The 22,863-nt window shown below is 71.5% G+C and carries 23 protein-coding genes and 2 pseudogenes; 3 read left to right on the top strand and 22 right to left on the bottom strand.

Translation table 11 applies throughout. The features are described 5' to 3' along the window. Positions 1-160 precede the first annotated feature (160 nt). On the top strand, positions 161-544 hold the full coding sequence (locus FF100_RS34985) for a cupin domain-containing protein (RefSeq protein WP_139040610.1): 384 nt from the start codon (positions 161-163) through the stop codon (positions 542-544). A 22-nt stretch (positions 545-566) separates the two neighbouring features. Here the strand turns inward: FF100_RS34985 and FF100_RS37665 are convergent, their stop codons facing one another. The 9 genes from FF100_RS37665 to FF100_RS34945 form a co-directional block, all read right to left on the bottom strand. Then, entirely contained in the window at positions 567-851 is a 285-nt protein-coding gene (locus FF100_RS37665; protein ID WP_205825155.1) for a M20/M25/M40 family metallo-hydrolase, read from the bottom strand. Continuing rightward, a complete protein-coding gene (locus FF100_RS37660) occupies positions 848-1,231 on the bottom strand; it encodes a M20/M25/M40 family metallo-hydrolase (RefSeq protein ID WP_205825154.1) in 384 nt (127 codons plus the stop codon). The genes FF100_RS37665 and FF100_RS37660 overlap by 4 nt, the downstream gene beginning before the upstream one ends. Positions 1,232-1,327: 96 nt before the next feature. After that, entirely contained in the window at positions 1,328-2,485 is a 1,158-nt protein-coding gene (locus tag FF100_RS34975; protein WP_139040609.1) for a glutamine amidotransferase-related protein, read from the bottom strand. A gap of 13 nt (positions 2,486-2,498) precedes the next feature. Further along, positions 2,499-3,668: a M24 family metallopeptidase gene (locus FF100_RS34970; RefSeq protein WP_139040608.1), complete on the bottom strand. Its 1,170-nt coding sequence runs from the start codon at positions 3,666-3,668 to the stop codon at positions 2,499-2,501. A 4-nt stretch (positions 3,669-3,672) separates the two neighbouring features. Next, a complete protein-coding gene (locus tag FF100_RS34965; RefSeq protein ID WP_139040607.1) occupies positions 3,673-4,773 on the bottom strand; it encodes a mandelate racemase/muconate lactonizing enzyme family protein in 1,101 nt (366 codons plus the stop codon). 9 nt (positions 4,774-4,782) lie between these two features. Further along, the gene (locus FF100_RS34960; protein WP_171070462.1) at positions 4,783-5,952 is read right to left on the bottom strand and encodes a M20 family metallopeptidase; all 1,170 of its coding nucleotides are present in this window, start codon (positions 5,950-5,952) and stop codon (positions 4,783-4,785) included. Positions 5,953-6,009: 57 nt separating this feature from the next. Further along, on the bottom strand, positions 6,010-6,753 hold the full coding sequence (locus FF100_RS34955) for an amino acid ABC transporter ATP-binding protein (RefSeq protein WP_139040606.1): 744 nt from the start codon (positions 6,751-6,753) through the stop codon (positions 6,010-6,012). 114 nt (positions 6,754-6,867) lie between these two features. After that, positions 6,868-7,587, bottom strand: a complete 720-nt coding sequence (locus tag FF100_RS34950; protein ID WP_139040605.1) for an amino acid ABC transporter permease — start codon at positions 7,585-7,587, stop codon at positions 6,868-6,870. Between the two features lie 79 nt (positions 7,588-7,666). Next, a complete protein-coding gene (locus FF100_RS34945; RefSeq protein ID WP_139040604.1) occupies positions 7,667-8,470 on the bottom strand; it encodes an ABC transporter substrate-binding protein in 804 nt (267 codons plus the stop codon). Positions 8,471-8,856: 386 nt separating this feature from the next. Here FF100_RS34945 and FF100_RS34940 point away from each other — a divergent pair, with 386 nt between their 5' ends. Further along, the gene (locus FF100_RS34940) at positions 8,857-9,852 is read left to right on the top strand and encodes a GntR family transcriptional regulator (protein WP_139040612.1); all 996 of its coding nucleotides are present in this window, start codon (positions 8,857-8,859) and stop codon (positions 9,850-9,852) included. Here the strand turns inward: FF100_RS34940 and FF100_RS34935 are convergent. The 12 genes and pseudogenes from FF100_RS34935 to FF100_RS34880 all read right to left on the bottom strand — a co-directional run. Beyond that, a pseudogene (locus FF100_RS34935) lies at positions 9,849-10,067 on the bottom strand (hypothetical protein); the annotation flags it as partial. The gene FF100_RS34940 and the pseudogene FF100_RS34935 overlap by 4 nt on opposite strands. A 134-nt stretch (positions 10,068-10,201) precedes the next feature. After that, positions 10,202-10,525: a Rieske (2Fe-2S) protein gene (locus FF100_RS34930; protein WP_139040603.1), complete on the bottom strand. Its 324-nt coding sequence runs from the start codon at positions 10,523-10,525 to the stop codon at positions 10,202-10,204. Beyond that, entirely contained in the window at positions 10,518-11,222 is a 705-nt protein-coding gene (locus FF100_RS34925) for an ABC transporter ATP-binding protein (protein ID WP_139040602.1), read from the bottom strand. The genes FF100_RS34930 and FF100_RS34925 overlap by 8 nt, the downstream gene beginning before the upstream one ends. Next, complete coding sequence (locus tag FF100_RS34920; RefSeq protein WP_139040601.1) at positions 11,215-12,045, bottom strand: ABC transporter ATP-binding protein; 831 nt, start codon at positions 12,043-12,045, stop codon at positions 11,215-11,217. Before FF100_RS34920 ends, FF100_RS34925 begins: the two co-directional genes overlap by 8 nt. Further along, positions 12,042-13,088 carry a branched-chain amino acid ABC transporter permease gene (locus FF100_RS34915; RefSeq protein ID WP_139040600.1) on the bottom strand — a complete coding sequence of 349 codons (1,047 nt, stop codon included), beginning with the start codon at positions 13,086-13,088 and terminating at the stop codon, positions 12,042-12,044. The genes FF100_RS34920 and FF100_RS34915 overlap by 4 nt, the downstream gene beginning before the upstream one ends. After that, positions 13,085-13,957: a branched-chain amino acid ABC transporter permease gene (locus FF100_RS34910; protein WP_139040599.1), complete on the bottom strand. Its 873-nt coding sequence runs from the start codon at positions 13,955-13,957 to the stop codon at positions 13,085-13,087. Before FF100_RS34910 ends, FF100_RS34915 begins: the two co-directional genes overlap by 4 nt. Before the next feature lie 68 nt (positions 13,958-14,025). Continuing rightward, a complete protein-coding gene (locus tag FF100_RS34905) occupies positions 14,026-15,177 on the bottom strand; it encodes an ABC transporter substrate-binding protein (protein ID WP_139040598.1) in 1,152 nt (383 codons plus the stop codon). A 41-nt stretch (positions 15,178-15,218) separates the two neighbouring features. Beyond that, the gene (locus FF100_RS34900; protein ID WP_139040597.1) at positions 15,219-16,439 is read right to left on the bottom strand and encodes a xanthine dehydrogenase family Fe-S subunit; all 1,221 of its coding nucleotides are present in this window, start codon (positions 16,437-16,439) and stop codon (positions 15,219-15,221) included. Continuing rightward, a complete protein-coding gene (locus FF100_RS34895) occupies positions 16,436-17,302 on the bottom strand; it encodes an FAD binding domain-containing protein (RefSeq protein WP_139040596.1) in 867 nt (288 codons plus the stop codon). Before FF100_RS34895 ends, FF100_RS34900 begins: the two co-directional genes overlap by 4 nt. Next, the gene (locus FF100_RS34890; RefSeq protein ID WP_139040595.1) at positions 17,299-19,653 is read right to left on the bottom strand and encodes a xanthine dehydrogenase family protein molybdopterin-binding subunit; all 2,355 of its coding nucleotides are present in this window, start codon (positions 19,651-19,653) and stop codon (positions 17,299-17,301) included. Before FF100_RS34890 ends, FF100_RS34895 begins: the two co-directional genes overlap by 4 nt. Further along, positions 19,650-20,546, bottom strand: a complete 897-nt coding sequence (locus FF100_RS34885) for an alpha/beta hydrolase (RefSeq protein ID WP_139040594.1) — start codon at positions 20,544-20,546, stop codon at positions 19,650-19,652. The genes FF100_RS34890 and FF100_RS34885 overlap by 4 nt, the downstream gene beginning before the upstream one ends. Before the next feature lie 7 nt (positions 20,547-20,553). Further along, positions 20,554-21,882 (bottom strand): amidohydrolase/deacetylase family metallohydrolase, encoded by a 1,329-nt coding sequence (locus tag FF100_RS34880; protein WP_139040593.1) that lies wholly within the window; start codon positions 21,880-21,882, stop codon positions 20,554-20,556. A 224-nt stretch (positions 21,883-22,106) separates the two neighbouring features. Here FF100_RS34880 and FF100_RS34875 point away from each other — a divergent pair, with 224 nt between their 5' ends. Beyond that, positions 22,107-22,625, top strand: a complete 519-nt coding sequence (locus FF100_RS34875) for a MarR family winged helix-turn-helix transcriptional regulator (protein ID WP_425463386.1) — start codon at positions 22,107-22,109, stop codon at positions 22,623-22,625. A 124-nt stretch (positions 22,626-22,749) separates the two neighbouring features. On the opposite strand, the pseudogene FF100_RS34870 reads toward FF100_RS34875, so the two are convergent. Further along, positions 22,750-22,863 (bottom strand): annotated as a pseudogene (locus FF100_RS34870) (IS5/IS1182 family transposase); the annotation flags it as partial.

Below are 22,863 nucleotides of genomic sequence, written 5' to 3'. Positions count from 1 at the left end.
TCCAGATCATCGAGCCGGATCTGGCGAGCTTCCGCGCGACGGCACCGGTCGTGCACGAGGCGCTGCTCAAGGATTTCCCGATGGCGCGCCCCTGGCTCGCCAAGATCAAGGCGGCCGTCGGTCCATAGGCTGCCCGCTCGCGAGAAAGGACGATCCACCGATGAACGTACTCGACCACGCGCGCCAGGACGTGGAGGCCTGGCGCGAGGGCGTCGACACCCGCATGCGGGTATCCGCACTCACGAACGCCCACCAGCTCTGCATCTTCGAGCAGTTCTGCGCGCCGGGCCTCGGCGCTCCGGTCCACATCCACGCCGTCGAGGAGGTGCTGGAGGTGATGGAGGGGCAGGCCGAGATCACGCTCGGCGACGAGAGCCGCGTGGTCACGGCGGACCAATCCGTCGTGATCCCGGCCGGCATGCGCCACGGCTTCAGGAATATCGGGACCGGGATCCTCAAGGTCCGGGCGACACTGGCGGCGGCGATCTTCGAGGCGAGCTACGACGGACGCGGCGAGGTGTCCCGGCGCTACACGCCGCCGTAGGACGCGGACCGCATACCTCTCGTCAGCGGCCGAGTTCGCGGAGAAGCGCTTCCATCAGGGCGGCCCGGCGTGGGAGGGCAGGCACGACGATGTGCTCGTCGGGCGAATGCCACGTGTTGCCGATCACGCCGAGGCCGTCGAGGGTCGGGACCCCATAGGCCGCGGTGAAGTTGCCGTCGCTCCCGCCGCCGCTGCCGGTCTCCGAGAGGGCGATCCCCGCCTCCGCGCACAGCCTCCGGGCGATTTCGAACAGCCCGAGCGTCGCGGCGGACCGCTCGAGGCAGGGCTTCTCGATCTCGCCCGTCACGGTGATTCGGCCGCGATGCGGCGGGCAGCCTCCAGGGTCAGGAAGGCGCCGCCCTTCATGTCGGCAAGGCCGGGCCCGTAGCAGCGCTCGCCGTCGCGGCCCGTGCGGACCGTGCCGGGGACGCAGACGGTGTCCAGATGCGCCACGGAGAGGATCCCCGGACCGGATCCCCAGGGCATGCGGACCAGCAGGTGGTCGCCCAGCCCGTCGCGGCCGGGGATGCGCGTCATGGCGGCTCCGGGCGGAGCGAAGTCCTCGGCCACGCGGTCCAGGAGCCGGGACATGCCCGAGACCTCCCCGGTCGGCGTGTCGATCTCGACCCAGCGCAGCAGGCCCGAGAGGATGCCCTCGGCGTCGTGGCGGTCAGGATGAAGGCTCATGATGCCTGCGCTCTTTGTCGGTCCTGGCCGTCGGTCCAACTGTCCCGGCCCGGGCCGGTCCTCTCGACCCGCCGGTTGCGAGGGCGGTCGATCAGCTCACCACTTTGCGAGAGGGCGGCCAGCTTTGCGCGCATTGTCGCCGCGCGCTGCCGCAAGGAAGGCCGGGAAGACCGGATGAGGCTTGCCTGCCGGCGCGCCGAGCTCGGGATGGCCCTGGACACCGACGAAGAAGGGGTGGGAGGGCCATTCCACCGCGTCGACGACCCGCCCCGCGAAGCTCGTCGCGCTCGCCACGAGACCGGCCGCCTCCAGCGGCCGCCTGAGGCCGGGCGCCAGACAGTAGCGGTGATTGCAGCGCATGCGGGCATCGCCCGCACCAAGCATCCCATCGAACCGCGTGCCGGGAGTCACCGTGAGGGTCGCGTCGCCGGTGCGATGCTCCGGCAGTCCGGCGCCTTCGGCCGCCATGGGCACGAAGCTCCAGGTCGCCGCCTCGGGATCGGCCTCGGCGAGGTTGATCCGGCCGTCCCGGAGAGCCTGCTGCGCGAAGGCCGTCGTCATGGTCTGCATGCCGAGGCAGAGGCCGAGCACCGGTACGCGCTCTGCCAGGGCGTAGCGGGCCGCGTCGATCTGGCCCGGGACGTTGCCCATCTCCGAGCCGCCGGGCAGCAGGATGCCGTCGGCCCCTGCCAGGACCGATGGCTCCACCCGCCCGGGTGGAACGAACAGGATCCGCAGGGGCAGGTCCAGGAGCGCGGCGGCGTCGAGAAGCGACACCATGGCCGCCGGATAGACGTCGCGATGATCGCGCTCCCGGCCGACGAGCGCGATCGTGACGGAGGGATCCCCGGCGGAATCCGCGAGCGCCTGCGGCTCGTCCCGATGCGGGTCCGCCACGATCTCGGCGAGCGGGATGCCGGCGAGGGCGGCGCCCGTTCGCAAGGCTGCGGCGTCCTGGCCGAAAGCCGGATGGATCGGCACGACGACCTCGCCCGCCGTAGCGGCCTCGAGGATCCGGGCCGCGTCGCAGGCAGGCTCGATCGGGGTGTCGAGGAGGCGTTCGGCGAAGAAGAGTCCGCTCGGACCGAGGCCTCCGGCCGCGTAGACGTACTGCACCGCATCCGGATGGGCCGCGAGGTCGAAGACGGCGGCCTCGTGCAGGAAGTGTGCGCCGAGCCGGCGCGCCGCGCGGGCCGCCGCCCGGCCGAAGGCGGCCGGACGGGTCGTCGCATCGATGACGAGATGGAGCGTCACCGCACCCGGCCCCTCAATTCACGCTGACCATGGCCCGGTCCAGCGTCCCGAGGACGCGGTGGCCGGTCTCGGTCACCACGATCGTCTCGCTGACGCCGACCGTGAAGCGGCCATAGATCCGCAGGGCCGGCGGCAGGTGGAACGCCATGCCGGGCTGGAGTTCGGTCGTCACGCCCTTGTTGAGGCTGAGGATCGCGCCCTCGCCCCAATCCGGCGCGAACGAGATGCCGACGCTGTAGCCGAGACGCTTGCGGAACGCGTCCGTGTAGCCGGCCTTGTCGATCACCGCCTGGCAGGCGAGGTGCGGCACCTCGCAGGGAATGCCGGGGCGGATCGTCTCCAGGGCCGCCGCGAGGGCGTCCTGGCAGGCATCCATCATCGCGGCGGCGTCCGCCGGGGGTGTGCCGATCCAGGCCGAGCGCATCAGCGCCGCATGGTAGCGGTCGTGACACGCCGCCATCTCGAGGAAGGCCGGGTCGCCGGGCTCGATGCGCCGACGGCGCCAGGTGCCGTGCGGGATGCCGGAGCGTGGCCCCGACGAGACGAGCGGTTCCATGCCGAGATATTCGGACCCGGCCGCGATGGCCGCCCCCATCATGGCGGCGACGAGGTCGTTCTCGGTGTTGCCGGCCTTCACGACCGCGAGCCCCGCCCGCATGCCGGCATCGACATAGGCCGCGGCGCGCTCGAGCTTCTCGATCTCCAGCGGCGACTTCACGGCGCGCAGGGCCTCGACGATGCCGGCAGCGTCGCCGATGGCGCCGAGCTGGTCCTGCAACGCCTCGTAGATCGCGATCGGCAGGAACCAGCCGCGCTTGTCGATGGCGAGGCGCTGGCCCGCAAGGCCGCGGTCGCGCAGCACCCGGGTGAGGAAGCCGATCGGCTCCTCGCCGTCCTGGTACACCTCCGCGTCGGGAATGTAGGTGTTGGCGATGAAGTTGAAATATTCGAGCTGGCGTATGACGAAGACCGGATCGCCGTCGACCGGCAGGATCAGCGCCTGGAACGTGTAATAGCCCGGCGTCTGCTGGCCCGTGAGATAGAAGATGTTCTCAGGTCCGGTGACGATCATCACGTCGAGACCGGCGGCAGCGAGCCGGGCCCGCGCCTTGGCGACCCGGCCGTCATACTCGCTCTTCGGGAAGGCCGATTCGCAGCCCTGCACAACACCACTGACATCCATCGCGTCAAAGCTCCATCACACGGCTGCTGTCGGCCGGGGCGAAAGCGAGTCCGAGCCCCGGGCCCTCGGGAGCGCGGACGACACCCTCGGCATAGACGAGGCCCGGGGCGGGATCGTCGACGAGGCCGTCCGCGCCGTAGAGCTCCGCGAAGCGGGGCCGCACGGCAATGCAGAGATGCAGGGCCGCGGCCGTCGCCAGGCCGCCTTCGTTCATCTGCCCGACCATGAAGGGAACGCCCGCGGCCGCGAGCGCGCGGGCGGCCCGCAGGGCGGGTGCGAGACCACCGAGCTTGACGAGCTTGAGATGCGCCATCAGCCGGTGACCGCCGGCCGCGAGACGGGCGATGTCGGCCTCGGTCGCCACGCTCTCGTCGAGCATGACCGGGATAGGGCTCGTCTCGGCGAGCCGGGCCAGCGCCTCGAAGCCCATTGGCGCGACCGGCTGCTCGACATAGGTGAGGTCCAGCCGGGCCAGGGCGTCGAGCCGCGCGGGCGCCGCGTCGAGCGTCCAGGCGCCGTTGGCATCCGCCGCGAGCTTGACCTGCGTCCCGAAGGTCCGGCGCAGCAGCGCCAGCCGGGCGAGATCCTGCGTGAAATCGGCGGCCCCGATCCGCACCTTGAGGTCGCGGAAGCCCCGGGCCACGTAGGCCTCGGCCTGGCGCAGGAAGGTGGCGTCGTCGGAGACGAACAGGGTCTGGTTCGTCGGGTGGACGGCAGCCTCGACCGGAGCGCCCGGTCCGGCGAGATGGGTGCAGAGCGGCAGCCCGGCGCGCTTCGCCGCGAGGTCGTGCAGGGCGAGATCGACCAGCATGCGCAGCGGCGCGCTCGCCCCGGCGAGCGGAGCGGGCGGGTCCGCCAGGATGACGGCCGGCTCGCCCGTCAGGTCGAGCCTCGGCAGGACCGCCTTCGCCTCCGCCAGGATGGCGGCCGGCTCGAGCCCGTTGAGGTAGGCGACGTTGATGCGGACCTCGCCGGCCGCGTCGATGCCGTCGCGGTCGCGCAGGGCGAGGTGGAGCGTGTCGAGCCCGGCCACCGGCCCCGACGACGCCGTGTGCAGGGTGAGGCCCGCGTAGTGCAGCATCGCGCGGTGGAGGAACAGGCGCATCCGTCGTCCTCAGGCGCGGGCGAGAAGGGCTGCCGCGACGTCGCGGTAGACGAGGCTCGCCGTGACGAGTTCGTCCGCGGGCACGTATTCGTCGGCCTTGTGGGCGACGGAGAGCGAGCCGGGGCCGATCACGACGCCCTCCGCTCCCGCCGCGCGGAAATGAACGAGGTCGCAGGCGCCCTGGAAGCCGAACGGGCCGGCATCGCCGATGCCGTGCCGGCGGGCCGCCGCGAGGCTCGCCTGAACCACCGGGCGGTCCGCCGCCGTCTCGGTGGCCCCGCCGGTGGTGGCCTTCCAGTCCAGGATCTCGGCGCGCAATCCGAATCGCGTCCGGGCGCGGTCCAGGAGCGCGGCGATCTCCGCCTTGACGGCCGCCTCGTCCTCGCCCGGCACCGTGCGCCTGTCGAGCAGCAGGTCGCAGGCGCCCGGCAGCACGTTGTCGGCGTGCCCGCCCTGGATCCGCGTGACCGTCAGGCTCGCCTCGCCGACGAGCGGATGCATGCGGCGGCGCACCCGGGCCTCGTGCTCCTCCGCGACCAGGCCGAGCAGCTGGCCGGCGCGGAGCACGGCGTTTTCGCCGAGATGCGGCGTGCCGGAATGGGCCGGAATTCCGTGCACCCGGATCACCGGCCGGAGGCTGCCCTTGTGGGCGCTGTAGACCGTGTTCGAGGTCGGCTCGCCCACGACCGCGAAATCGATCCGCGGCCGCTTGGCCGCATAGTGCTTCGCGCCTTCGCTGGCGATCTCCTCGTCGGCGACGAAGACCGCCAGGAGCGTGCCCGACCAGGCGGAGCGGGCCGCAGCCAGCAGGCGCACAGCCTCCAGCATCGCGGCGAGAGGCCCCTTGCAGTCGCAGGCGCCGCGCCCGTAGAGGCGCCCATCCGCCTCGCGCAGCACGAACGGATCGGAGCTCCAGCCCTCGCCCGCCGGGACCGTGTCCAGATGGGTGTTGAAGGCGAAGACCGGACCCGGCCCGTTGACCAGCCGCGCCTCGACGTTGACGCGTCCCGGCTTGTACGCGTCCAGGGCGACGTCGAGCCCCGCCTCGCGCAGGCGCGACGCCACGAAGGCCGCCGCCTCGACCTCGCGGCCGGGCGGGTTCTCCGTCCGGATCGCCACGAGGTCGGCGAGGTCCCGTTTCAGCCGGCGCGTATCGGGGGCGGCGAAGATGTCTGTCATCGGCTCGGCATGGCTCGCAACGAGTGACGCGGATGTCGGCAGCCAAACGCTGCGGTCTCAGTGCAGGATCTGGTCGAGGAACTGGCGGGCCCGGGCGCCGACGGCGCCACCGAAGAAGTCCGCGCTCGCCCTGGTCTCGACGATCTCGCCGGCCTCCATGAACACGATGCGGTCCGCGGCGCGTTTGGCGAAGCCCATCTCGTGGGTGACGACGACGCTGGTCATGCCCTCGGCCGAGAGGTCGGCCATCACGTCGAGGACCTCGCGGATCATCTCCGGGTCGAGCGCCGAGGTCGGCTCGTCGTAGAGCATGACGGCCGGCTTCATCGCCAGCGCCCGGGCGATCGCGACGCGCTGCTGCTGGCCGCCGGACAACTCGTCGGGATAGCTGTCCGCCTTGTCGCGGATGCGGACCTTGGCGAGGAGGCCGAGGGCGATGTCATGCGCGTCGTGGCGCGAGAGCCCGAGCACCTTCATCGGCGCCAGCATGATGTTCTCGGCCGCATCGAGGTGCTGGAACAGCTCGAAGTTCTGAAACACCATGCCGATCTCGCGGCGCAGCCTGACGGCCGACGCGAAATCGCGCCCGACCTCCTTGCCCTTGAACAGGATGGAGCCTGAATCCGGCGGCTCCAGCAGGTTGATGCAGCGCAGGAAGGTCGACTTGCCCGAGCCGGACGGCCCGATCAGCACGACCGTCTCGCCGGGCGCGACGGCCATCGAGCATCCCTTCAAGGCCGTGTAGCCGCCGAAGCGCTTCTCCACGCCGACGGCCTCGATGAGGGGCTTGTCTCGCGTCATGATGGGTGTCTCCGGCCGCTGCGGCTGTCCGACAAAGCGGGCCTGTTCCTTGACGAGACGACGGGAATGCCGGCGCCCCTGGGCCTTGCGAGGCTGTGCCGGTCGGACATCGCGCTAGCGTATGTCGACGGTGGGGATCAGCGCCTTCAGCCCCGTGCGGCGCTGCTTGCGGGCGCGGCTGCGCTTGGGATCGAGCGTCCGTTCCAGCCAGGCCTGCCCGGCCATGAAGATCGTCGACAGGGCGAGGTAGTAGATGCCGGCCGCGCTCAGCGCTTCGAAGTAGCGGAAATTGGCGCTCGCCGTCTGGTTGGCGACGAGGAGGAGTTCCTCGACGGCCACGACCGACACGAGGGCGCTGGTCTTCAGCATGCCGATCATCTGGTTGCCGATGGGCGGCAGCACGATCCGCATCGCCTGCGGCAGCACGATGTGGCGCATCACGCCGCCGCGCGTCAGCCCGAGGGCGAGGGCGGCCGTGCGCTGCCCCCGGGTGACCGCCCGGAGGCCGGACCTGAGGATCTCGGCCATGTAGGCGCCCTCGTTCAGCGAGAGCGCGATCACCGCCGACAGGAAGGCCGACAGGCGGATGCCGAAGCCCGGCAGGACGTTGTAGATGAAGATGATCTGGAACAGGACCGGCGTGCCGCGAAACAGCCAGACGTAGACGAGGGCGAGCCCGCGCAGCGGCGCGAACCTGGCTTCCTGGAGCAGCGCGATCACCAGCCCCGCGACGATGCCGAACACCAGCGCCGTGACGGTCAGCAGCAGCGTGATCAGGGCACCGTGGAAGAAGGCGGGCGAGACGAGGTAGTCCAGGACGAGCTGAAACGACATGGGGGCGCAGGTCCGTTCTCGTTCGAGGCGATGGCGGCTGCACCGGCGCGCTGGCCGGGACGGCGGATCGCGGACGCGCTCAGAAGAGCGTCACGGATGCGGGCAGCTTCCACTTGGTCAGCAGCGTCGCGTAGGTCCCGTCCGCGACGACCTCCGCGATGGCGGCCTTCAGGGCGGCCTGGAGCGCCGCATCGCCCTTGCGGGTCGCGATCCCGATCGAGGTGTTGGCCTCGAATTCGGATCCGACCACCTGGAAGGTGTTGGGCACTTCCTCGAGCACCTTCGCGGCGCCGGGCGTCGAATCGAAGATCGCATCGGCCCGGCCCTGGCGCAGGGTGAGCCACGAATCCTGCGCCGTCGGGTAGGTCTTCACCTGAACCGGGCTCAGCTTCTTGTCACGGCACGCCTTGTCGTCGGCCCTGGCCTGGCTTTCCTGGATGCCGCCGAGGGTCACGGCCACGGTCTTGCCGCACAAGGACTCGTCGCGACCGGTGATCTTGGCCGGATTGCCGGCCTGCACGACCACCACGTTGCCGATCTTCATGTACGGAACGAAGTCGACCTGCTCGGCCCGCTGCGGGTTCATGTACATGGCGGAGTTGATGATATCGAGCCGCCCCCCCTGGAGTGCCGGGATCAGGCCCTTGAACTCCATGTTCATCGGGGCGGTCTTGGCGCTCAGCTTCCGGGCGATGGCATCGATGAAGTCGATGTCGAAGCCGGTGAGCTTGCCGTCCCGCTGAAACTCGAACGGCGCAAAGGTTGCTGCCACGCCGTAGGTCAGCGTCCCAGCCTCGACGAGACCGGCCTTCGGCAATTCGGCGGCGGACGCCGGCAGCGCGAGACAGAGGCCCAGGCCAGCGGCGGCGATCGAGCGAAGCATGCCGGATCCTTCGGATATTGGATTGCTCTAGGGAGCACCATCAGTACAATTCTTTCCTCGATGCCTGTCAACAACACACCCCTCCGCCGGCCTGGGCAAAAAGCCGGCATCAGCGACCAAATATGCGCCTTCGTCGGCCTTCTCCTACGGCGCCGTCGCCGAGTTCCATAAGAAACCCCTGATCTATCAGGATCCTAGGGCACGACTCGACTGCAAGACGATCGGGCAGTGCACGGCCCCTCGAGCCATCGAACCCGATGGATCGGTCCGTGGCGCGGCTCCGAGCCTCGTCCGGCCGCTGCACGTCGCCAGCGCCTTGTTCGACGGCCTCCCATCATTGTATCTCTGACGAGCAACGATGCATGATGGGAGAGGCTGTGGGTACGATGCCCCGCGCGGCGAGCCAGAGGCGGTCGCTGCTCGCCAACCGGATCCTCGATCTCGTCCGGGATGCGCGCTTCCAGCCGGGGCACCATCTGCGCGAGCAGGCGCTCGGCGACGTGCTGCGCGTGTCGCGCACGCCGGTGCGCGCCGCCCTGCAGCTTCTCGCGGAGCAGGGCGTCGTGGAGGCGCGACGCAATCACGGCTTCTTCCTCCGCACGCCCCCCGAGGACCTGCACGGGCTCGACGTCCAGGCCCCCTCCACATCCGAGGACCTGTACAGCCGGATCGTCCGCGACCGGCTCGCCCGGAGGCTGCCGGAGAGTTTCACCCAGACCGATCTCGCCCGGCTCTACGGCGTCGAGCGGTCGGCCCTCGCGCGCATCCTCGCGCGCCTGCTCGACGACGGGCTGATTCACCGCAATGCCGGTCGCGGCTGGTGCTTTCCGCCGACGCTCGACACCAAGCTCGGCCTGGAGGGCAGCTACGATTTCCGTCAGATCGTCGAGCCGGCGGGATTGCTCATGCCGCAGTTCACGCCGGATCCGGCGCTGATCGAGCGGAGCCGCCTGCAGCACCTCTACCTCGTCGACCATCCGGCGATCGAGACGGTGCCGGCGGCCCAGATCTTCGAAACCGATACGCAGTTCCACGAGATGCTGATCGGCTTCAGCGGCAACCCGTTCCTGCTGCAGGCGATCCAGACCCAGAACCGGCTTCGCCGGCTCCTCGAGTTCAGCGGGTACGTCAATCGCGGCCGGATCAAGGTGTGGTGCCGCGAGCATCTCGCGATCCTCGACGCGGTCAGCGCCGGGTCTCCGGAGGAGGCCGCCCGCCAGATGCGTTTGCATCTCGCCAACGCCCTGTCGGCCTCGCACCATCGGCGGCCCGCGCGGCGCGGATCGCCGGTCTCACCTGCTGTCCTGCCATCCGGCGAGGGCGTCGACGACGGTCTCGGTGAGGGCCCCCACGAGGAGGGCGGCCGGACCGCGCCGGCCTAGGATCCCGACGAGCGTGGGTCGCCGATCGGGAACATGATAGCGCGCTTCGGCGGGACGCTGCCGATCGGCGCGAGCGTGCGGCGATGATCGGACCCGTCGACCCATTCCAGGGTGGCATTCTCGACCGCCTCGAAGGACCGCCACGGCCCTCGTCGGTGGATCACCCCCGCCTTGAACAGGCCGTTGATCGTCTCCGCCAGGGCATTGTCGCAGACGCTGCCGGACGGCCGCACGATCTCGCGCGATCCGGCGTCGGCGCGGGTGCTTTGGACGATCGATCAGGAGCTGGCCGCGAGTGCGAGCCCGGAACCCCCGCTCGGAGCCGCGCGAGCGGCTAGAGAGCGGGAGCTCATGTCAGCCTGATCCAAAGTCCGTCGGAGGCCAGTTCGACGGGAAACAGGCGGAGGGCGCGGAAGGACCAGCCCGGCGAGACCGACCCATCCTCGAGATCGAACCAGGCGAGGTGGCGCGGGCAGCGAAGCCGTCCGCCGGCACAGTGGCCGAGGGACAGATCGGCGCCCTCGTGCGGACAGGCCCGCTCGGCGGCGACGATCCGCCCGGCATCCCGCACGAGGAGCAGGTGCTGCCCGCCCGCGACGACCGGCAGCAGGGTCCGGTCGCCCAGGAGATCCGCCGGGCCGAGGCGGATCCGCGCCGGTTGCCGCTCAGCCACCCAGATAGGCGTCCCGCACGTGCGGGTCGGCGATGAGGGTCTCTCCGGTTCCGGCGCGCACGATGCGGCCGGTCTCGAGCAGGTAGGCGTAATTGCAGAGTTCGAGGGCCGCGAAGGCGTTCTGCTCGACGAGCAGGACGGTGGTGCCGGCGTCGCAGATCGCCCGGATCACCGCGAACATCCGCTCGACGATGTTGGGGGCGAGGCCGAGGGAGGGCTCGTCGAAGAGCACGAGCTTCGGGCGGGCCATCAGCGCGCGGCCGATCGCCAGCATCTGCTGCTCGCCGCCCGACAGCGTGCCGGCGGCTTGGCCGCGGCGCTCGGCGAGCCGCGGGAACTCCCCGTAGATCCGCGCCAGATCCGCCGCGACGCCCGCGCGGTCGCGGCGCAGATACGCCCCCATGGCGAGGTTCTCCGCCACGCTCATCTGCGGGAAGACGCGCCGCCCCTCCGGGCAATGGGCGATGCCCGCGGCCAGGATGCGGCGGGGCTCCGCGCCGGCGATGTCGCGGCCCTCGAACCGGATCGTGCCGGAGCGCGCCGGGACGAGGCCGGAGATCGCCCGGAGCGTGGTGGACTTGCCGGCCCCGTTCGCCCCGACCAGCGCGACGAGCTGGCCGGCGCGGACGTCGATCGTGAGGCCCTTCAGGGCGGTGACGTGGCCGTAGCCGCAGACGAGGTCGCGGATCTCAAGCACAGGCCGCCTCCCGAACCTCCGCTGCGGCGCGGCGCGCGGCGCTGCCCTGGCCGAGATAGGCCTCGATCACCGCCGGATCGCTGCGGATCGCCTCCGGCGGTCCCTCGGCGATCAGGCGGCCGTAGTTCAGCACGACGATGCGGTCGGAGACCTCCATCACCATCGGCATGTCGTGCTCGACGAGCAGGATCGTGATGCCGCGCTCGCGGATCTGACGGAGCAGGCGCACGAAGACCCGCGTCTCCGAGGCGTTCATGCCCGAGACCGGCTCGTCGAGGAGAAGCATGGCGGGGTCGGTGGCGAGCGCCAGCGCGACCCCGACGAGACGCTGCTCGCCATAGGCGAGCGAACCGGCCTTCTCCCGAGCCCGGCCGCCGAGGCCGGTCCAGTCGAGCAGGGCGGCGGCGCGCGCCCGCAGGGCCTGCTCGCTCGCGCCGGCGCGGCCGAGCAGGGTGTCGAGCAGCGATGCCCGAGCCATGCCGGGTGCTCCCCCGGAAGCGCCCTGCCGGTGCAGGCCGATCATCACGTTGTCGAACACCGTGTCGTCCGGGAAGACGCTGGTGCGCTGGAAGGTGCGGGCGAGGCCGAGCCGCGTGATGTCGTGCGGCTGGAGCCCCTTCAGGCTCGTGCCGCGGAAGCGGACCTCGCCCTGGCTGGGCTTGAGGAAGCCCGTCATCACGTTGAAGGCGGTGGTCTTGCCGGCCCCGTTCGGGCCGATCAGGCTGACGATCTCGCCCGCCTGCACGTCGAAATGCAGGTCGGCGATGGCGACGAGGCCGCCGAAGCGCACGCCGACATGATCGATCGAGAGGATCGGGCTCATCGCGGCGCCTCCGGGCTGGCTTCGAGGACGGGCACGGCCCGGGCGGGCCGGCGGCGGACGAGGCCGGCGAGCCCCGGCACGATGCCCCTGGGCATCACGAACAGGATCACGATGAGCACCAGCCCGTAGACGATCCACTGGGCCTCCGGCGCCATCACGGGCCGCAAGGCCACCGGCAGGAGGCCGAAGATCAGGCCGCCGACCACCGGCCCCATCAGCGTGCCCTTGCCGCCCGCCACCACCATGATGACCATGCCGACCGTGGTGGTGAAGGCGAAGACCTCGGGATCGATGATGCGCAGGTAATGGGCATAGAGGCTGCCCGCCGCCCCCGCCATCGCGGCCGAGACCACCGCCGCGACGGTGAGCGTGCGGGTGGCGTTGATGCCGACCGACAGCGCCAGCGACTCGTTCTCCTTCAGCCCCCGCATCGCCCGGCCGAAGCGCGCGCCGACGAGGCGGGCGACGACGAACCAGCAGAGCGTGCCGACGGCGAGCACGAGGTAGTAGTTCTGCAGCTTCGTCCGCAGCGTCCAGGTGCCGAGGCCGGGCAGGCCGAGCGTGATCGCCGGGATGTTGGTGAGCGCGAGCGGCCCCTGGGTCAGCTCGACCCAGTTGAGGGCGACGAGGCGCACCACCTCGGCGAAGGAGATCGTCACGAGCACGAAATAGGCGCCGCGCACCCGGAAGGAGAGCCGGCCGATCAGGTAGCCGCACGCGCCCGCCGCCACGACCGCCAGCACGAAGCCGACGGCCGCCGGCCAGGGCTCGTGCACCGCGCGGAGGCCGAAGCCGAGCTCCACGTCGAAGCCCAGGCTCGTCAGCGCGCTCACGTAGGCGCCGATGCCGAAGAAGGCGATGTGGCCGAGGCTGAGCTGGCCGGTATAGCCGAGGAGCAGGTTCAGGCTCATCGCGCCGATGGTCAGGATGCCGGTGACGATCAGCGCGTTGAGCAGGTAGGGGTTGGACCCCAGGGCCAGCGGCAGGGCGGCGAGCGCCGCGAGGAGCGCCAGGGGGGGCAAGGCGTGGAGGAGCCGGCTCATCCGACGCGCTCCGCCTTGGCGAACAGGCCGGTCGGCCGGTAGAGCAGCACCGCGATGATGATCAGGAAGCCCATCGCGTCCCGGTAGCCGGAGGAGATGTAGCCGGCGCCGAGTTCCTCGGCCAGCGCCAGGATGAAGCCGCCGATCGCCGCCCCCGTGACGTTGCCGAGACCGCCGAGGATGACGATCGCGAAGGCTTTCAGCTCGGCCGGCCCTCCCATCTGCGGATGGACGACGTAGACCGGCCCGAGCAGCGCGCCGGCCGCGGCGGCCAGCGCCGAGCCCATCGCGAAGGTCGCGGTGTAAATCACCCGCACGTTGACGCCCATCAGCGCCGCGGTGTCGGCATCCTGGAAGGTGGCGCGCATGGCGAGGCCGAGCTTGGTCCGGTTGATCAGCGCGTAGGTGAGCCCGATCAGCAGGAGGGCGGCGCCGAGCACGAACAGGCGCAGCCACGAGACGGAGGCCGGGCCGATCTGCAGCGGCGCCTCCGGGAACGGCGAGGGCACCGCCTTGGCGACGCCGCCGAAGATCCAGAGCGTGCCCGATTGCAGGACGATGCCGGCGCCGATCATCACCAGCATGGTGGTGTCGATGTCCTGCCCCCTGAGCGGTCGGAGCAGCACGATCTCGATCAGCGCCCCGAGCAGGAGGCCGCCGAGGATCGCGACCGGCAGGGCCAGGAAGAGATCGAGCCCGAGCGCTGCCACCGCCAGGTAGGTGAGGTAGGCCCCGACCGTGTAGAGGGCGCCGTGCGTGAAGTTCACGACGTTCATGATCCCGAAGATCAGGGTCAGGCCGATCCCGAGGAGCGCGTAGGTGCCGCCGAGGATCAGCGTGTTCACGAGATGCTGGATCAACTGGTCCATGGGCGGCCCTCCCGATGGCGACCGTGCAATTACGGCGCAGGGCCGGCCCGGAGGCCGGCCGAATCTCATCAGAGCGTCGGCAGGACGACGCGGCCGTCCTTGATCTCGATGAGGTAGACGTCGGGCTTGCTCTGGCCGCTCTCCTTGCCGGCGGGGCCGGACTTGGCGAAGCGGATCGGGCCGTTGAGCCCGGTGAAGTCCACCGACCAGAACGCCTTGGCGATCGCGGCGGGCTCCGCTTTTCCAGCCTTCTCGATGGCGTGCGCGATGGCCCGGATGCCGTCGTAGCCGCGGAAGCTCTCGGTGACGCCCGCGAACTGGAAGCCGCGCTTCTTCCACTCGGCGATGAAGGTCTCGGTCGCCTTCGGGTCCGGGGTCTTCTCCGGCAGCCAGGGCAGGAAGGTGGTGAGGTGCATCGTGCCCTCGGCCGCCGAGCCCGCCTGCGCGATGATCTGATCGGGGTTCTGCGAGCCGCCGGTGGTGATCACCCGCTTCTTGAGACCGAGCGCCGCCATCTGCTTGAACAGCAGCACGAGCTGGTCGACGGCGCTCGTGATCATGATCGTGTCGCTGTCGGACCCCTTGAGCTTGGCGAGCTGGGCGCTCATGTCCTGCGCGCCCTGGTCCATGGTCTCCGTGAGACCGACCTGGACGCCCTTCTCCTTCAGCATCTTGCCGAAATCGGTCGCGGCGCCGCGACCGAAATCGTTGTTGAGCACCAGGAAGTCGACCTTCTTCATGCCGAGCTTCGAGACCATCGGCGCGAAGGTCTCGGCCTCGAGCGCCGAGGGTGGCGAGATGCGGAAGACGTAGGGATTGCCCGAGGTGGTGATCTTGCCGGACGAGGAGGTCTCGACCAGCATCGGCACCTCGTAATCCATGAGCTTGGGCATCACCGCGAGCGTCAGGCTGGAGCCCCAGGCCCCCATCATCACCGGGGTCTTGTCGCTGGTGATCAGCTTCTCGGCGACCGCGGCGGCCTCGGTCGGGTTGCTCTTGTTGTCCTCGATGACGAGTTCGAGCGTCTTGCCCAGGAGGCCGCCGCGGGCGTTGATCTCGTCGGCGGCGATCTTGGCGCCGTTCACCACGTAGGTGCCCGAGGCCGCGAAGGCACCGGTCAGCGGCTCGTTGACGCCGATGCGGACCGTGTCCGCCCGCGCGCCCGTCGCGGCGGCGAGCGCCAGCAGGATCGCGGTGGTGAGAGTGAACCGGCCGGGCATTCTCGGATCTCCTGTGGGGCTCAAGGGGGGATGGCGTGAGGTCAGGCACGGCCGCGCCACGCCGCGAGGCGGGCGCGGACGAGGGCGGCGAGCAGGCGGAGGAGGTTGAGGCCGGCGGGCGCCGGGGCGTCGGCGCCCGCGAGCCGGGCGTCGAGGTTGCGGGCGAAGTCCGCCGTGATGCGGCCGGCGAGGTCGCGCACGAGGCCGGGGCGTCCGAATTGCGCCAGCGGCCCGGTCAGGGTGTAGCCGACATCGAGCACCACCCGGGCGGTGGCGGGGGTCTCGCCCGGGCCGACGCGGTAGCGGATCTCGCCCTCCGTCGCCGAGCGTCCGGCCGCGTCCGTACCGGCGCCGCGCACCGCGCCGCTCAGGGTCGCCGGGTCGTGCGCGATGCGGGCGCGGCCCCGGAAGATCGCCCCGATCGGGCCGATCCGGACCTGAAGCCCGCCCTCGACCGTGTCGTGGTCCGGGCGGCCGGTGAGGACGGCGCCGGGCAGGCAGGCGGCGACTGCCGCGATGTCGCCCAGGAGCGCGAAGACGGCCTGCGGCGGATGCGCGAGGTCGAAGCTCTGCGTGAAGCGGTGGGCCGGCGCGAAGGGCCCGGCGAGGTCCACGGCCTGGGCGGTGACGGTCGCCGCCGCCGGCCCCGGCCGCAGCGCCGGGGCCGGCGGCGAGACCGCGACGGCAGCCTCGCCGAGCCGCGCGCCCACGGGCCCGAGGGCCCGCTCCGTGCCGGTCTCGGGCAGGATGCCGCGGGCGCGCCGCGCCGCGATCACGCCCATCACCGCCCGTACGATGCCCGCATAGCCGGTGCAGCGGCAGAGATTGCCCGAGAGGCCGACGCGGATGCGCCGCTCGTCCGCCTCGGGCTGCCGCAGCACGAGGTCGCGCGCGGCGATCAGCATGCCGGGCGTGCAGTAGCCGCATTGAAGTGCGTGTTCGCGGTTGAAGGCCGCGCGCAGCTCGGCCGCGACCGGGTCGCCGTCCAGACCCTCGACCGTGGTGATCGCGGCGCCCGGGCAGGCGCCCGCGAAGGTCAGGCAGGCACGGGCCGGCTCGCCGTCGAGGAGCACCGTGCAGGCGCCGCAGACGCCGTGCTCGCAGCCGAGATGCGTGCCGGTGAGGTCGAGCCCGTCCCGCAGGACGTCGCCGAGATGGCTGCGCGGCTCGGCCTCCACCCGCACCGGGCGGCCGTTCACCGTCAGGGCGAGGGCCATCCGGCCCGGCACGGGGCCTGGAATATCCGCCGGCGCGGCGCTCATGCGGCCTCCGGAAGCGTGGTCGGGGTGTGCCCGGCTGCCTGCGCGACCGCGCGGGCCAGCACGGTGACGTGGACGTGGCGCGCGACCCGGTCGGCCATGCCGGCGGCGATCAGGGCGGCATCGGCGGCCGCCGGATCGAACCGTGCGGCGAAGTCGGCGCCGATGCGGCCGCCGAAGAGCGGGCTCGCCTCGGTGAGGAGGAGAGGCGCACCCTCGACGGCGCCGATCACCGCGCGCCCGCGGCCGGAATCCGGCTCGATCAGCACCGCCCCGATGGCGTGGGCGAACTCGCCGATCTTGGCGCAGTGCTTGACGTAGCCCCAGGCCGCGCCCTCGGGCCGGGCAGGGATGCGGATTGCGACGAGAACCTCGCCGGGCCGCAGCGCGACGTCGAGGGCCCCGGTGACGAAGGCCTCGACCGGCAGGGTGCGGCGCCCGCTGCGCCCCGCGATCTCGACCGAGGCGCCGAGGGCGGTCAGCGCGCTCACCCAGTCCGCGGCCGGATCGGCGTGGACGAGGCTGCCGCCGATCGTGCCGCGATTGCGGACCGGACGGTAGGCGATGGCCGACGCCACCCGCCGCAGGGCGCCGCCGGTATTGTCGGGCACCCGCCCGTCCTCGATGTCGGCATGGGTCACGCAGGCGCCGAGCACGAGGGTGCCGCCCTCCATCCGGGCCTGCCGGAATTCGGGAATGCCGGTGATGTCGAGGACGAGGTCCGGCTCGACGAGGCGCAAGTTCAGCATCGGCCCGAGCGACTGGCCGCCCGCGATCAGCTTCACGGAACCGGTGGCCCGATCGAGGCCATCGAGCAGCGCGGGCAGGCTCGCCGGGCGCTCCCAGGCGAAGGGGGCGGGCTTCATGCGGCGTCCCTCGCGCGGGTCGCGGCCGACCGGGCGGCGAGCACCGCCGCCACGATCCGGTGGGGGGTGACGGGAGAGTGCAGCATCTCGACGCCGAGCGGCCTCAGGGCGTCGTTGACCGCGTTGGCGAGCGCGGCCGGCGGCGCGATGGCCCCGCCCTCGCCGATGCCCTTCTGGCCGAAGCGCGTGTAGGGCGAGGGCGTCTCCATGTGGTCGATGCGCGCCATCGGCACCTCGGCGGGCCCCGGCAGCAGGTAGTCGGCGAAGGTCGAGGCGAGCGGCTGGCCGCGGCCGTCGAAGCGCATCTCCTCGAAGAGCGCGGTGCCGATCCCCTGGGCGAGGCCGCCCTGGATCTGGCCATCGACGACGAGCGGGTTCACCAGCGTGCCGCCATCCTCGACGATGACGTAGTCGAGGATCTCGACCGCCCCGAGATCGGGATCGACCGCGACGACGGCCGCGTGCGCCGCGTACGAGAAGGTGCCGGAATCGCGCTGCGGCTTGTAGCCGGCGGTGACCTCGAGCCCGCCCGGATCGGTGTCGGGAGCGAGATCCTGCGGGCGCCGGTACCAGGTGCGGGCGATGGCCTCGAGCGAGACGTCGCCGTTCGGCCCGACCACGTGGCCGCCGTCGAAGCGGCACGCCTCGGGCGCGGCCTGGAGCAGGTGGGCGCCGATCCGCACGGCGCGGTCGCGCAGCGCCTCGCAGGCCGCGGCGACCGCACCGCCCGCCATCACCATTACCCGCGAGCCCCAGGAACCGGTGGAGTAGGGGGTCATCGCGGTGTCGCCGTGGACGAGACGGGTGCGCGCCACCGGCACGCCCAGGATCTCGTGGGCGACCTGGGCCAGCGTCGTCTCCAGGCCCTGGCCGTGGGAATGGGCGCCGATGCGGAGTTCGAGCCCGCCATCCGGGGTCAGCCGGGCCGAGGCCTGCTCGTGGCCCGGCACCATCGGGATGCCCCAGCCGGAATAGACCGAGGTGCCGTGCGCCGCCTGCTCGCAGTAGATCGCGAGGCCGAGGCCGATCCGGCGCCCGTCCGGCTCCGCTCCGCCCTGGCGGGCCCGCACCGACTCGACGTCGATCGCCGCGAGCGCGCGGGCGAGGGCCTCCGGGTAGTCGCCGCTGTCGAAATGCTTGTTGGTGATGTTCTCGAACGGCATCTGCCCGGGCCGCACGAGGTTCTTCTCGCGCACGACCTCCGGCGGGATCCCCGCCTCCCGGGCGACCGCGTCGAGCACGAGTTCGAGGGCGAAGCAGACGCCGGTGCGGGCCACCCCCCGATAGGGCAGGATCGGGCATTTGTTGGTCGCGACCGACCAGGTGCGGCAGCGGTAGCTCGGGAAGTCGTAGGGCCCGGGCAGGATGCTGGCGACCTGGGCGGCCTCCAGGCAGGCCGAGAACGGGTAGGCCGAATAGGCCCCGGAATCGACGGTCGCCTCGCAGTCGATACCGCGCAGGGTGCCGTCGCGCTCCGCGTAAGCCGTGATGCGGTAATGGTGCTCGCGGCAATTGGCGTTGGCGGTGAGGTGCTCGCGCCGGTCCTCGAGCCAGCGCACCGGGTGGCCGCACCGCAGGGCGAGCCAGCACAGCGCGACATCCTCGGCGAGCAGGATCGCCTTGTAGCCGAAGCCGCCGCCGACATCCGGCGAGACGATGCGGATGCGGCCCTGCTCGATCCCGAGACATTCCGACAGGCCGTTGCGCACGATGTGCGGCATCTGGCTCGCGGTGTGGACGACGAGCTGGTCGAGGCGGTGGTCGAGCTGGACGACGGTGCCGCGGCCCTCGATCGGCGCCATGCATTGGCGGCCGGTGGAGATGGTGCGGCTGACCGTGATCGGCGCGTCGAAGGCGGATCCGATATCGACGTCGACCAGCGTCTCCAGGAAGACGTTGTCGCCCCAGTGCTCGTGGACGAGGGCGGCGCCGGGCTCGCGCGCCGCCAGCATGTCGTGGATCGCCGGCAGTTCCTCCAGGTCGAGCACGATGGAGGCCGCGATGTCCTCGGCCTCGGCGCGGGTGGGCGCCACGCACATCGCCACCAGCTCGCCGACCTGCCGGACCTTGCCCGTGGCCAGCACCGGCTGCTCGGACGCCTTGAAGCCCGGCAGCCCCGAGACGGCGCGGATCGGCAGGACGCCGTCGAGGTCGGCGGCGGTGAAGACCCGGTCGCGACAGGCCTCGGGCACGTGGATCGCCCGGATACGGGCATGGGCCAGGGGGCTGCGCACGAAGGCCACGTCCTGCATCCCGGGCAGGCGGATGTCGCCGACATACTGGCCGCGCCCGCGCATCAGGCGGTCGTCCTCCTTGCGGGGCAGCGGCGCCCCGACCCCCTCGGCGCTCATCGGAGACCTCCGAGCAGGTCTTGCCCGCGCAAGCCTTGCCCGAGCAGGTCTTGCGCGGCACGCACCAGCAGGCCGTCCGGCCGGCGGAATTCGTTCAGGATCGAGAAGTGGTCGGCGCCCGGCACCGGCAGCAGCGCGCCGGGTGCGTGGGCGGCGGCGCGCAGGGCGTGGAGGTTGCGTGCGTCGTGGACGAGGGCCGGCAGCTCGCGGGTGCCGTAGGCGATCGCGAGCGGCTTCTCCACGACCGGAACCCGCAAGGGCGAGAGGGTCGCGATTTCCGCCTCGATGAGCTGAAGCTTGTCGTTCAGATAGGTGTCGCGGATCGGCGCCAGGTCGTAGACGCCGGAGATCGCGAGACCCGCGGCGACCGCCGGATGGCCGAGATGGAGGGCGGCGAGCTGCGCGCCCGCCGACCAGCCGGACAGCACGAGCGGGCCGCCGATCCCGTGCCCGGCCCCGTGCGCGGCCAGCCAGTCGAGGCTCGCGCCGATCTCGGCGGCGATGGCGGCGAGGCTCGCCTCCGGCGCGAGGCTGTAGCCCGGCATCGCCACCGACCAGCCGGCGGCGTTCAGGCCTTCGGCGAAGCAGGCGAAGTCGGCACGCGCGTTGCGCTGCCAGTAGCCGCCGTGGACGAAGACGAGGCAGGGCGCGGAGGCACCCGCCGGGTAGAGGTCGAAGGCGGCCCGCTCAGGCTCCGCATACGGGATGTCGAGACGGCCCGCCCGCGCCGCCCGGTAGGCGGCGGAGGCGGCGTTGCGCGCGGCGACCTGCGCGGCGCTGTCGGGGACGCCCGCGTTGTTGTCGTAGCAGGCTCCCCTGGCCGCCGGGTCCAGCTCCGCCCAGCGGCGGCGCGGGTCCGGGGGCGTCGGGTCGTCGAGGAGGAAAGCGGGCATCGTCGCCTCAGGCCGCGATCGCCCGGGGCAGGATCGGCGAGTCGGCGTCGAAGCGCGTGCCCCCGCGCAGGCAGAAGGCCGGTCGCAGCAGCCGCTCGGCCACCACCTTGGTGTCCTCGTTGTCGCGCAGGAGGAAGCGGCCCCGGTCGTCGTGCAGCACCGAGACGTCGGCCGCGCGGCCGACCGCGAGGGCGCCGAGGCTGTCGCTCATGCGCAGCATCTCGGCCGGGTGGGAGGTCACCATCGGCACCACCTCCTCCAGCGACAGCCCCAGCGCCATCATCGAGCTCATCGCCTGGGTGAGGCTGAAGCGGGCCTGGCCGAGGAAGGGGTGGTTCTCGTCGTCGTGGTGCTCGTCCGGGGTGCCGGCGGGCCGCGGCGCCTCCGGCACCTCGGTGTTGTAGCCGTGCATGTCGGCGCCGAGCGTGTAGGGAATCACGCCGGCCGGCAGCGAGGCGCGGGCGACGCGGTAGGAGAAGTGGCTGCCATGGCCGACATCGACCTTGAGCCCCGCCTCCATCGCGCGCCGGATGATGTGGTGGACTTCGCCCGCCTCGTTGATGAAGCCGCCGGGATGCCGGGTGAAGGGATGGGCCAGCACGTCGCCGGGACGCAGCAGCGGGATCACCCGCTCCACGATGGTGTTGGCGTCCTCGCCGTTGGCCCCGGATTCCGGCAGGCCCCAGAGCTGGCCGAAATGCACGTAGAGCGGCAGGTCCGCCCGCCGGCTGATCTCGGCCGCCATCTCCATGACCTTGATGCCCCAGCGGGCGAAGCCGCCGATCTCGGCATGGCCCTTGATGCCGCGCACGAGGTCGCGGTTCTCGACCGCCGACTTCACGGTCGCCTCGATGTCGACGCCGTCCGGGCTGTAGAGGTTCGGGTAGAAGTGGCCCTCCAGGCCGCCGACGAGATAGGCCGACAGGAAGGCGAGCACCCGCGTCTCGGCCCGCTCGGCGATGAAGTGGCGGAAGCCCGGCAGGGTCATGCAGCTCGGCCCGCCCTGGTCGATCACCGTGGTGACGCCCGAGCGCACGCCGACCATGTCGGGATTCAGGCCGAAGCGGCCGGTGACGTACTGATAGACGTGGGCGTGGGTGTCGATCATGCCCGGCAGCACCAGCTTGCCCGCGACGTCGACCACCTCGGCGGCGGCGGAGGGCAGGATGGTCTCCTCGACCGCGGCGATGCGTCCGTCGCGCACCGCCACGTCGCGGACGCCGTCGATGCCGGAGGCGGGGCAGATCACGCGTCCGCCGCGCAGGATCAGGTCGTAGCGGCGCGGATCGTGGCGCAGGTCCTGATCGTCGCGATGGTCCTGGGGGGCGTTGTCCATCTCTTGACCTCGTGATCGCGGCCGGCTGGGGACGGTCTTGGTCCCGCCAAAAACGAAGCATGCTTCGCATCTGGCTTTGCATGTGCCGTGCCAAGGCTGGGGACGGTCTCGGGCGCCGCACGGTCCCCTGGCGGCCGAGCGGCGCCTCAGGCCTTTGACTCTGCCACGTGTTCTGCGACGAACCGGGCTCCGCGTCGTCGAAAAACGCTTGAGGGATGGGATCGATGGATGAGGGTTCGCGGGCTGAGCCCGCGCAGGAGGCGTTCGGATCCGAACAGGGTGCCGGGACGCCGTTCTGGCCGCTGTCCGAGCGCCCCGGCTTCCTCGCGCGCCGGATGCACCAGATCCACGTCAGTCTGTTTTCGGAGCGCTGTGCCGCCTTCCGCATCACGCCGCTGCAATACAGCCTGCTCTCGCTGCTGCGCGACCTTGGGGAAGCCGACCAGACAACGCTGGCGAACGCGGCCGCTCTCGACCGGACGACGACCACCGGGATCCTCAAGCGGCTGGCTGCCCGCGGGCTGATCACCCGCGCGACATCACCGACGGATCGTCGCGCCCAGATCTGCCGCTTGACGACGGAGGGCGAGGCGCTTCATGGCGCCATGGAGCCGGCGGCGCGCTCGGCGCACGCCCTCACCGTGGCCGCTCTCACCCCGTCGGAACGCCGCTGCCTGGCGGACCTCCTGAGCCGCGTCATCGCCGACCATGATCACCGACGCGGCAAGGCCGACGTGGTATAGGACCGGGATGCGCTGGGTGTGCGGGCAGGCGCGCTACGAGCGCATAGGCCGTTCGCGTGGACATGACGCCGCTTACCGAACGTGTGCCGATATCCCCGGCCTGAAGTTCGGGGTCTTAGAGCGCCTAACAGAACCGCTCGATCTGGTGGAGGGTGATGATGCTGGCCTGGAGGAATGTGAAGGCCTCATAGATGTCGGCACGCCGTTCGTAGCGGACGGGCAAGCGGCGGGCGCGGTT

This window comes from Methylobacterium terricola, assembly GCF_006151805.1.
Classification (GTDB): Bacteria; Pseudomonadota; Alphaproteobacteria; order Rhizobiales; family Beijerinckiaceae; genus Methylobacterium; species Methylobacterium terricola.
Note: the sequence above shows the minus strand (reverse complement) of the source record. Positions and strands in the feature narration are given on the sequence as shown.

Bases quoted from the DNA above. Each gene is read 5' to 3' on its own strand.
- FF100_RS34945 (WP_139040604.1), bottom strand. From the start codon at position 8,470: ATGCTTCGCTCGATCGCCGCCGCTGGCCTGGGCCTCTGTCTCGCGCTG.
- FF100_RS34965 (WP_139040607.1), bottom strand. From the start codon at position 4,773: ATGCGCCTGTTCCTCCACCGCGCGATGCTGCACTACGCGGGCCTCACC.
- FF100_RS34895 (WP_139040596.1), bottom strand. From the start codon at position 17,302: ATGAAGCCCGCCCCCTTCGCCTGGGAGCGCCCGGCGAGCCTGCCCGCG.
- FF100_RS34985 (WP_139040610.1), top strand. From the start codon at position 161: ATGAACGTACTCGACCACGCGCGCCAGGACGTGGAGGCCTGGCGCGAG.
- FF100_RS34920 (WP_139040601.1), bottom strand. From the start codon at position 12,045: ATGAGCCCGATCCTCTCGATCGATCATGTCGGCGTGCGCTTCGGCGGC.
- FF100_RS34970 (WP_139040608.1), bottom strand. From the start codon at position 3,668: ATGGATGTCAGTGGTGTTGTGCAGGGCTGCGAATCGGCCTTCCCGAAG.
- FF100_RS34940 (WP_139040612.1), top strand. From the start codon at position 8,857: ATGCCCCGCGCGGCGAGCCAGAGGCGGTCGCTGCTCGCCAACCGGATC.
- FF100_RS34950 (WP_139040605.1), bottom strand. From the start codon at position 7,587: ATGTCGTTTCAGCTCGTCCTGGACTACCTCGTCTCGCCCGCCTTCTTC.
- FF100_RS34910 (WP_139040599.1), bottom strand. From the start codon at position 13,957: ATGGACCAGTTGATCCAGCATCTCGTGAACACGCTGATCCTCGGCGGC.
- FF100_RS37660 (WP_205825154.1), bottom strand. From the start codon at position 1,231: ATGAGCCTTCATCCTGACCGCCACGACGCCGAGGGCATCCTCTCGGGC.
- FF100_RS34955 (WP_139040606.1), bottom strand. From the start codon at position 6,753: ATGACGCGAGACAAGCCCCTCATCGAGGCCGTCGGCGTGGAGAAGCGC.
- FF100_RS34915 (WP_139040600.1), bottom strand. From the start codon at position 13,088: ATGAGCCGGCTCCTCCACGCCTTGCCCCCCCTGGCGCTCCTCGCGGCG.
- FF100_RS34900 (WP_139040597.1), bottom strand. From the start codon at position 16,439: ATGAGCGCCGCGCCGGCGGATATTCCAGGCCCCGTGCCGGGCCGGATG.
- FF100_RS34875 (WP_425463386.1), top strand. From the start codon at position 22,107: ATGGATGAGGGTTCGCGGGCTGAGCCCGCGCAGGAGGCGTTCGGATCC.
- FF100_RS34960 (WP_171070462.1), bottom strand. From the start codon at position 5,952: ATGACAGACATCTTCGCCGCCCCCGATACGCGCCGGCTGAAACGGGAC.
- FF100_RS34890 (WP_139040595.1), bottom strand. From the start codon at position 19,653: ATGAGCGCCGAGGGGGTCGGGGCGCCGCTGCCCCGCAAGGAGGACGAC.
- FF100_RS34880 (WP_139040593.1), bottom strand. From the start codon at position 21,882: ATGGACAACGCCCCCCAGGACCATCGCGACGATCAGGACCTGCGCCAC.
- FF100_RS34905 (WP_139040598.1), bottom strand. From the start codon at position 15,177: ATGCCCGGCCGGTTCACTCTCACCACCGCGATCCTGCTGGCGCTCGCC.
- FF100_RS34885 (WP_139040594.1), bottom strand. From the start codon at position 20,546: ATGCCCGCTTTCCTCCTCGACGACCCGACGCCCCCGGACCCGCGCCGC.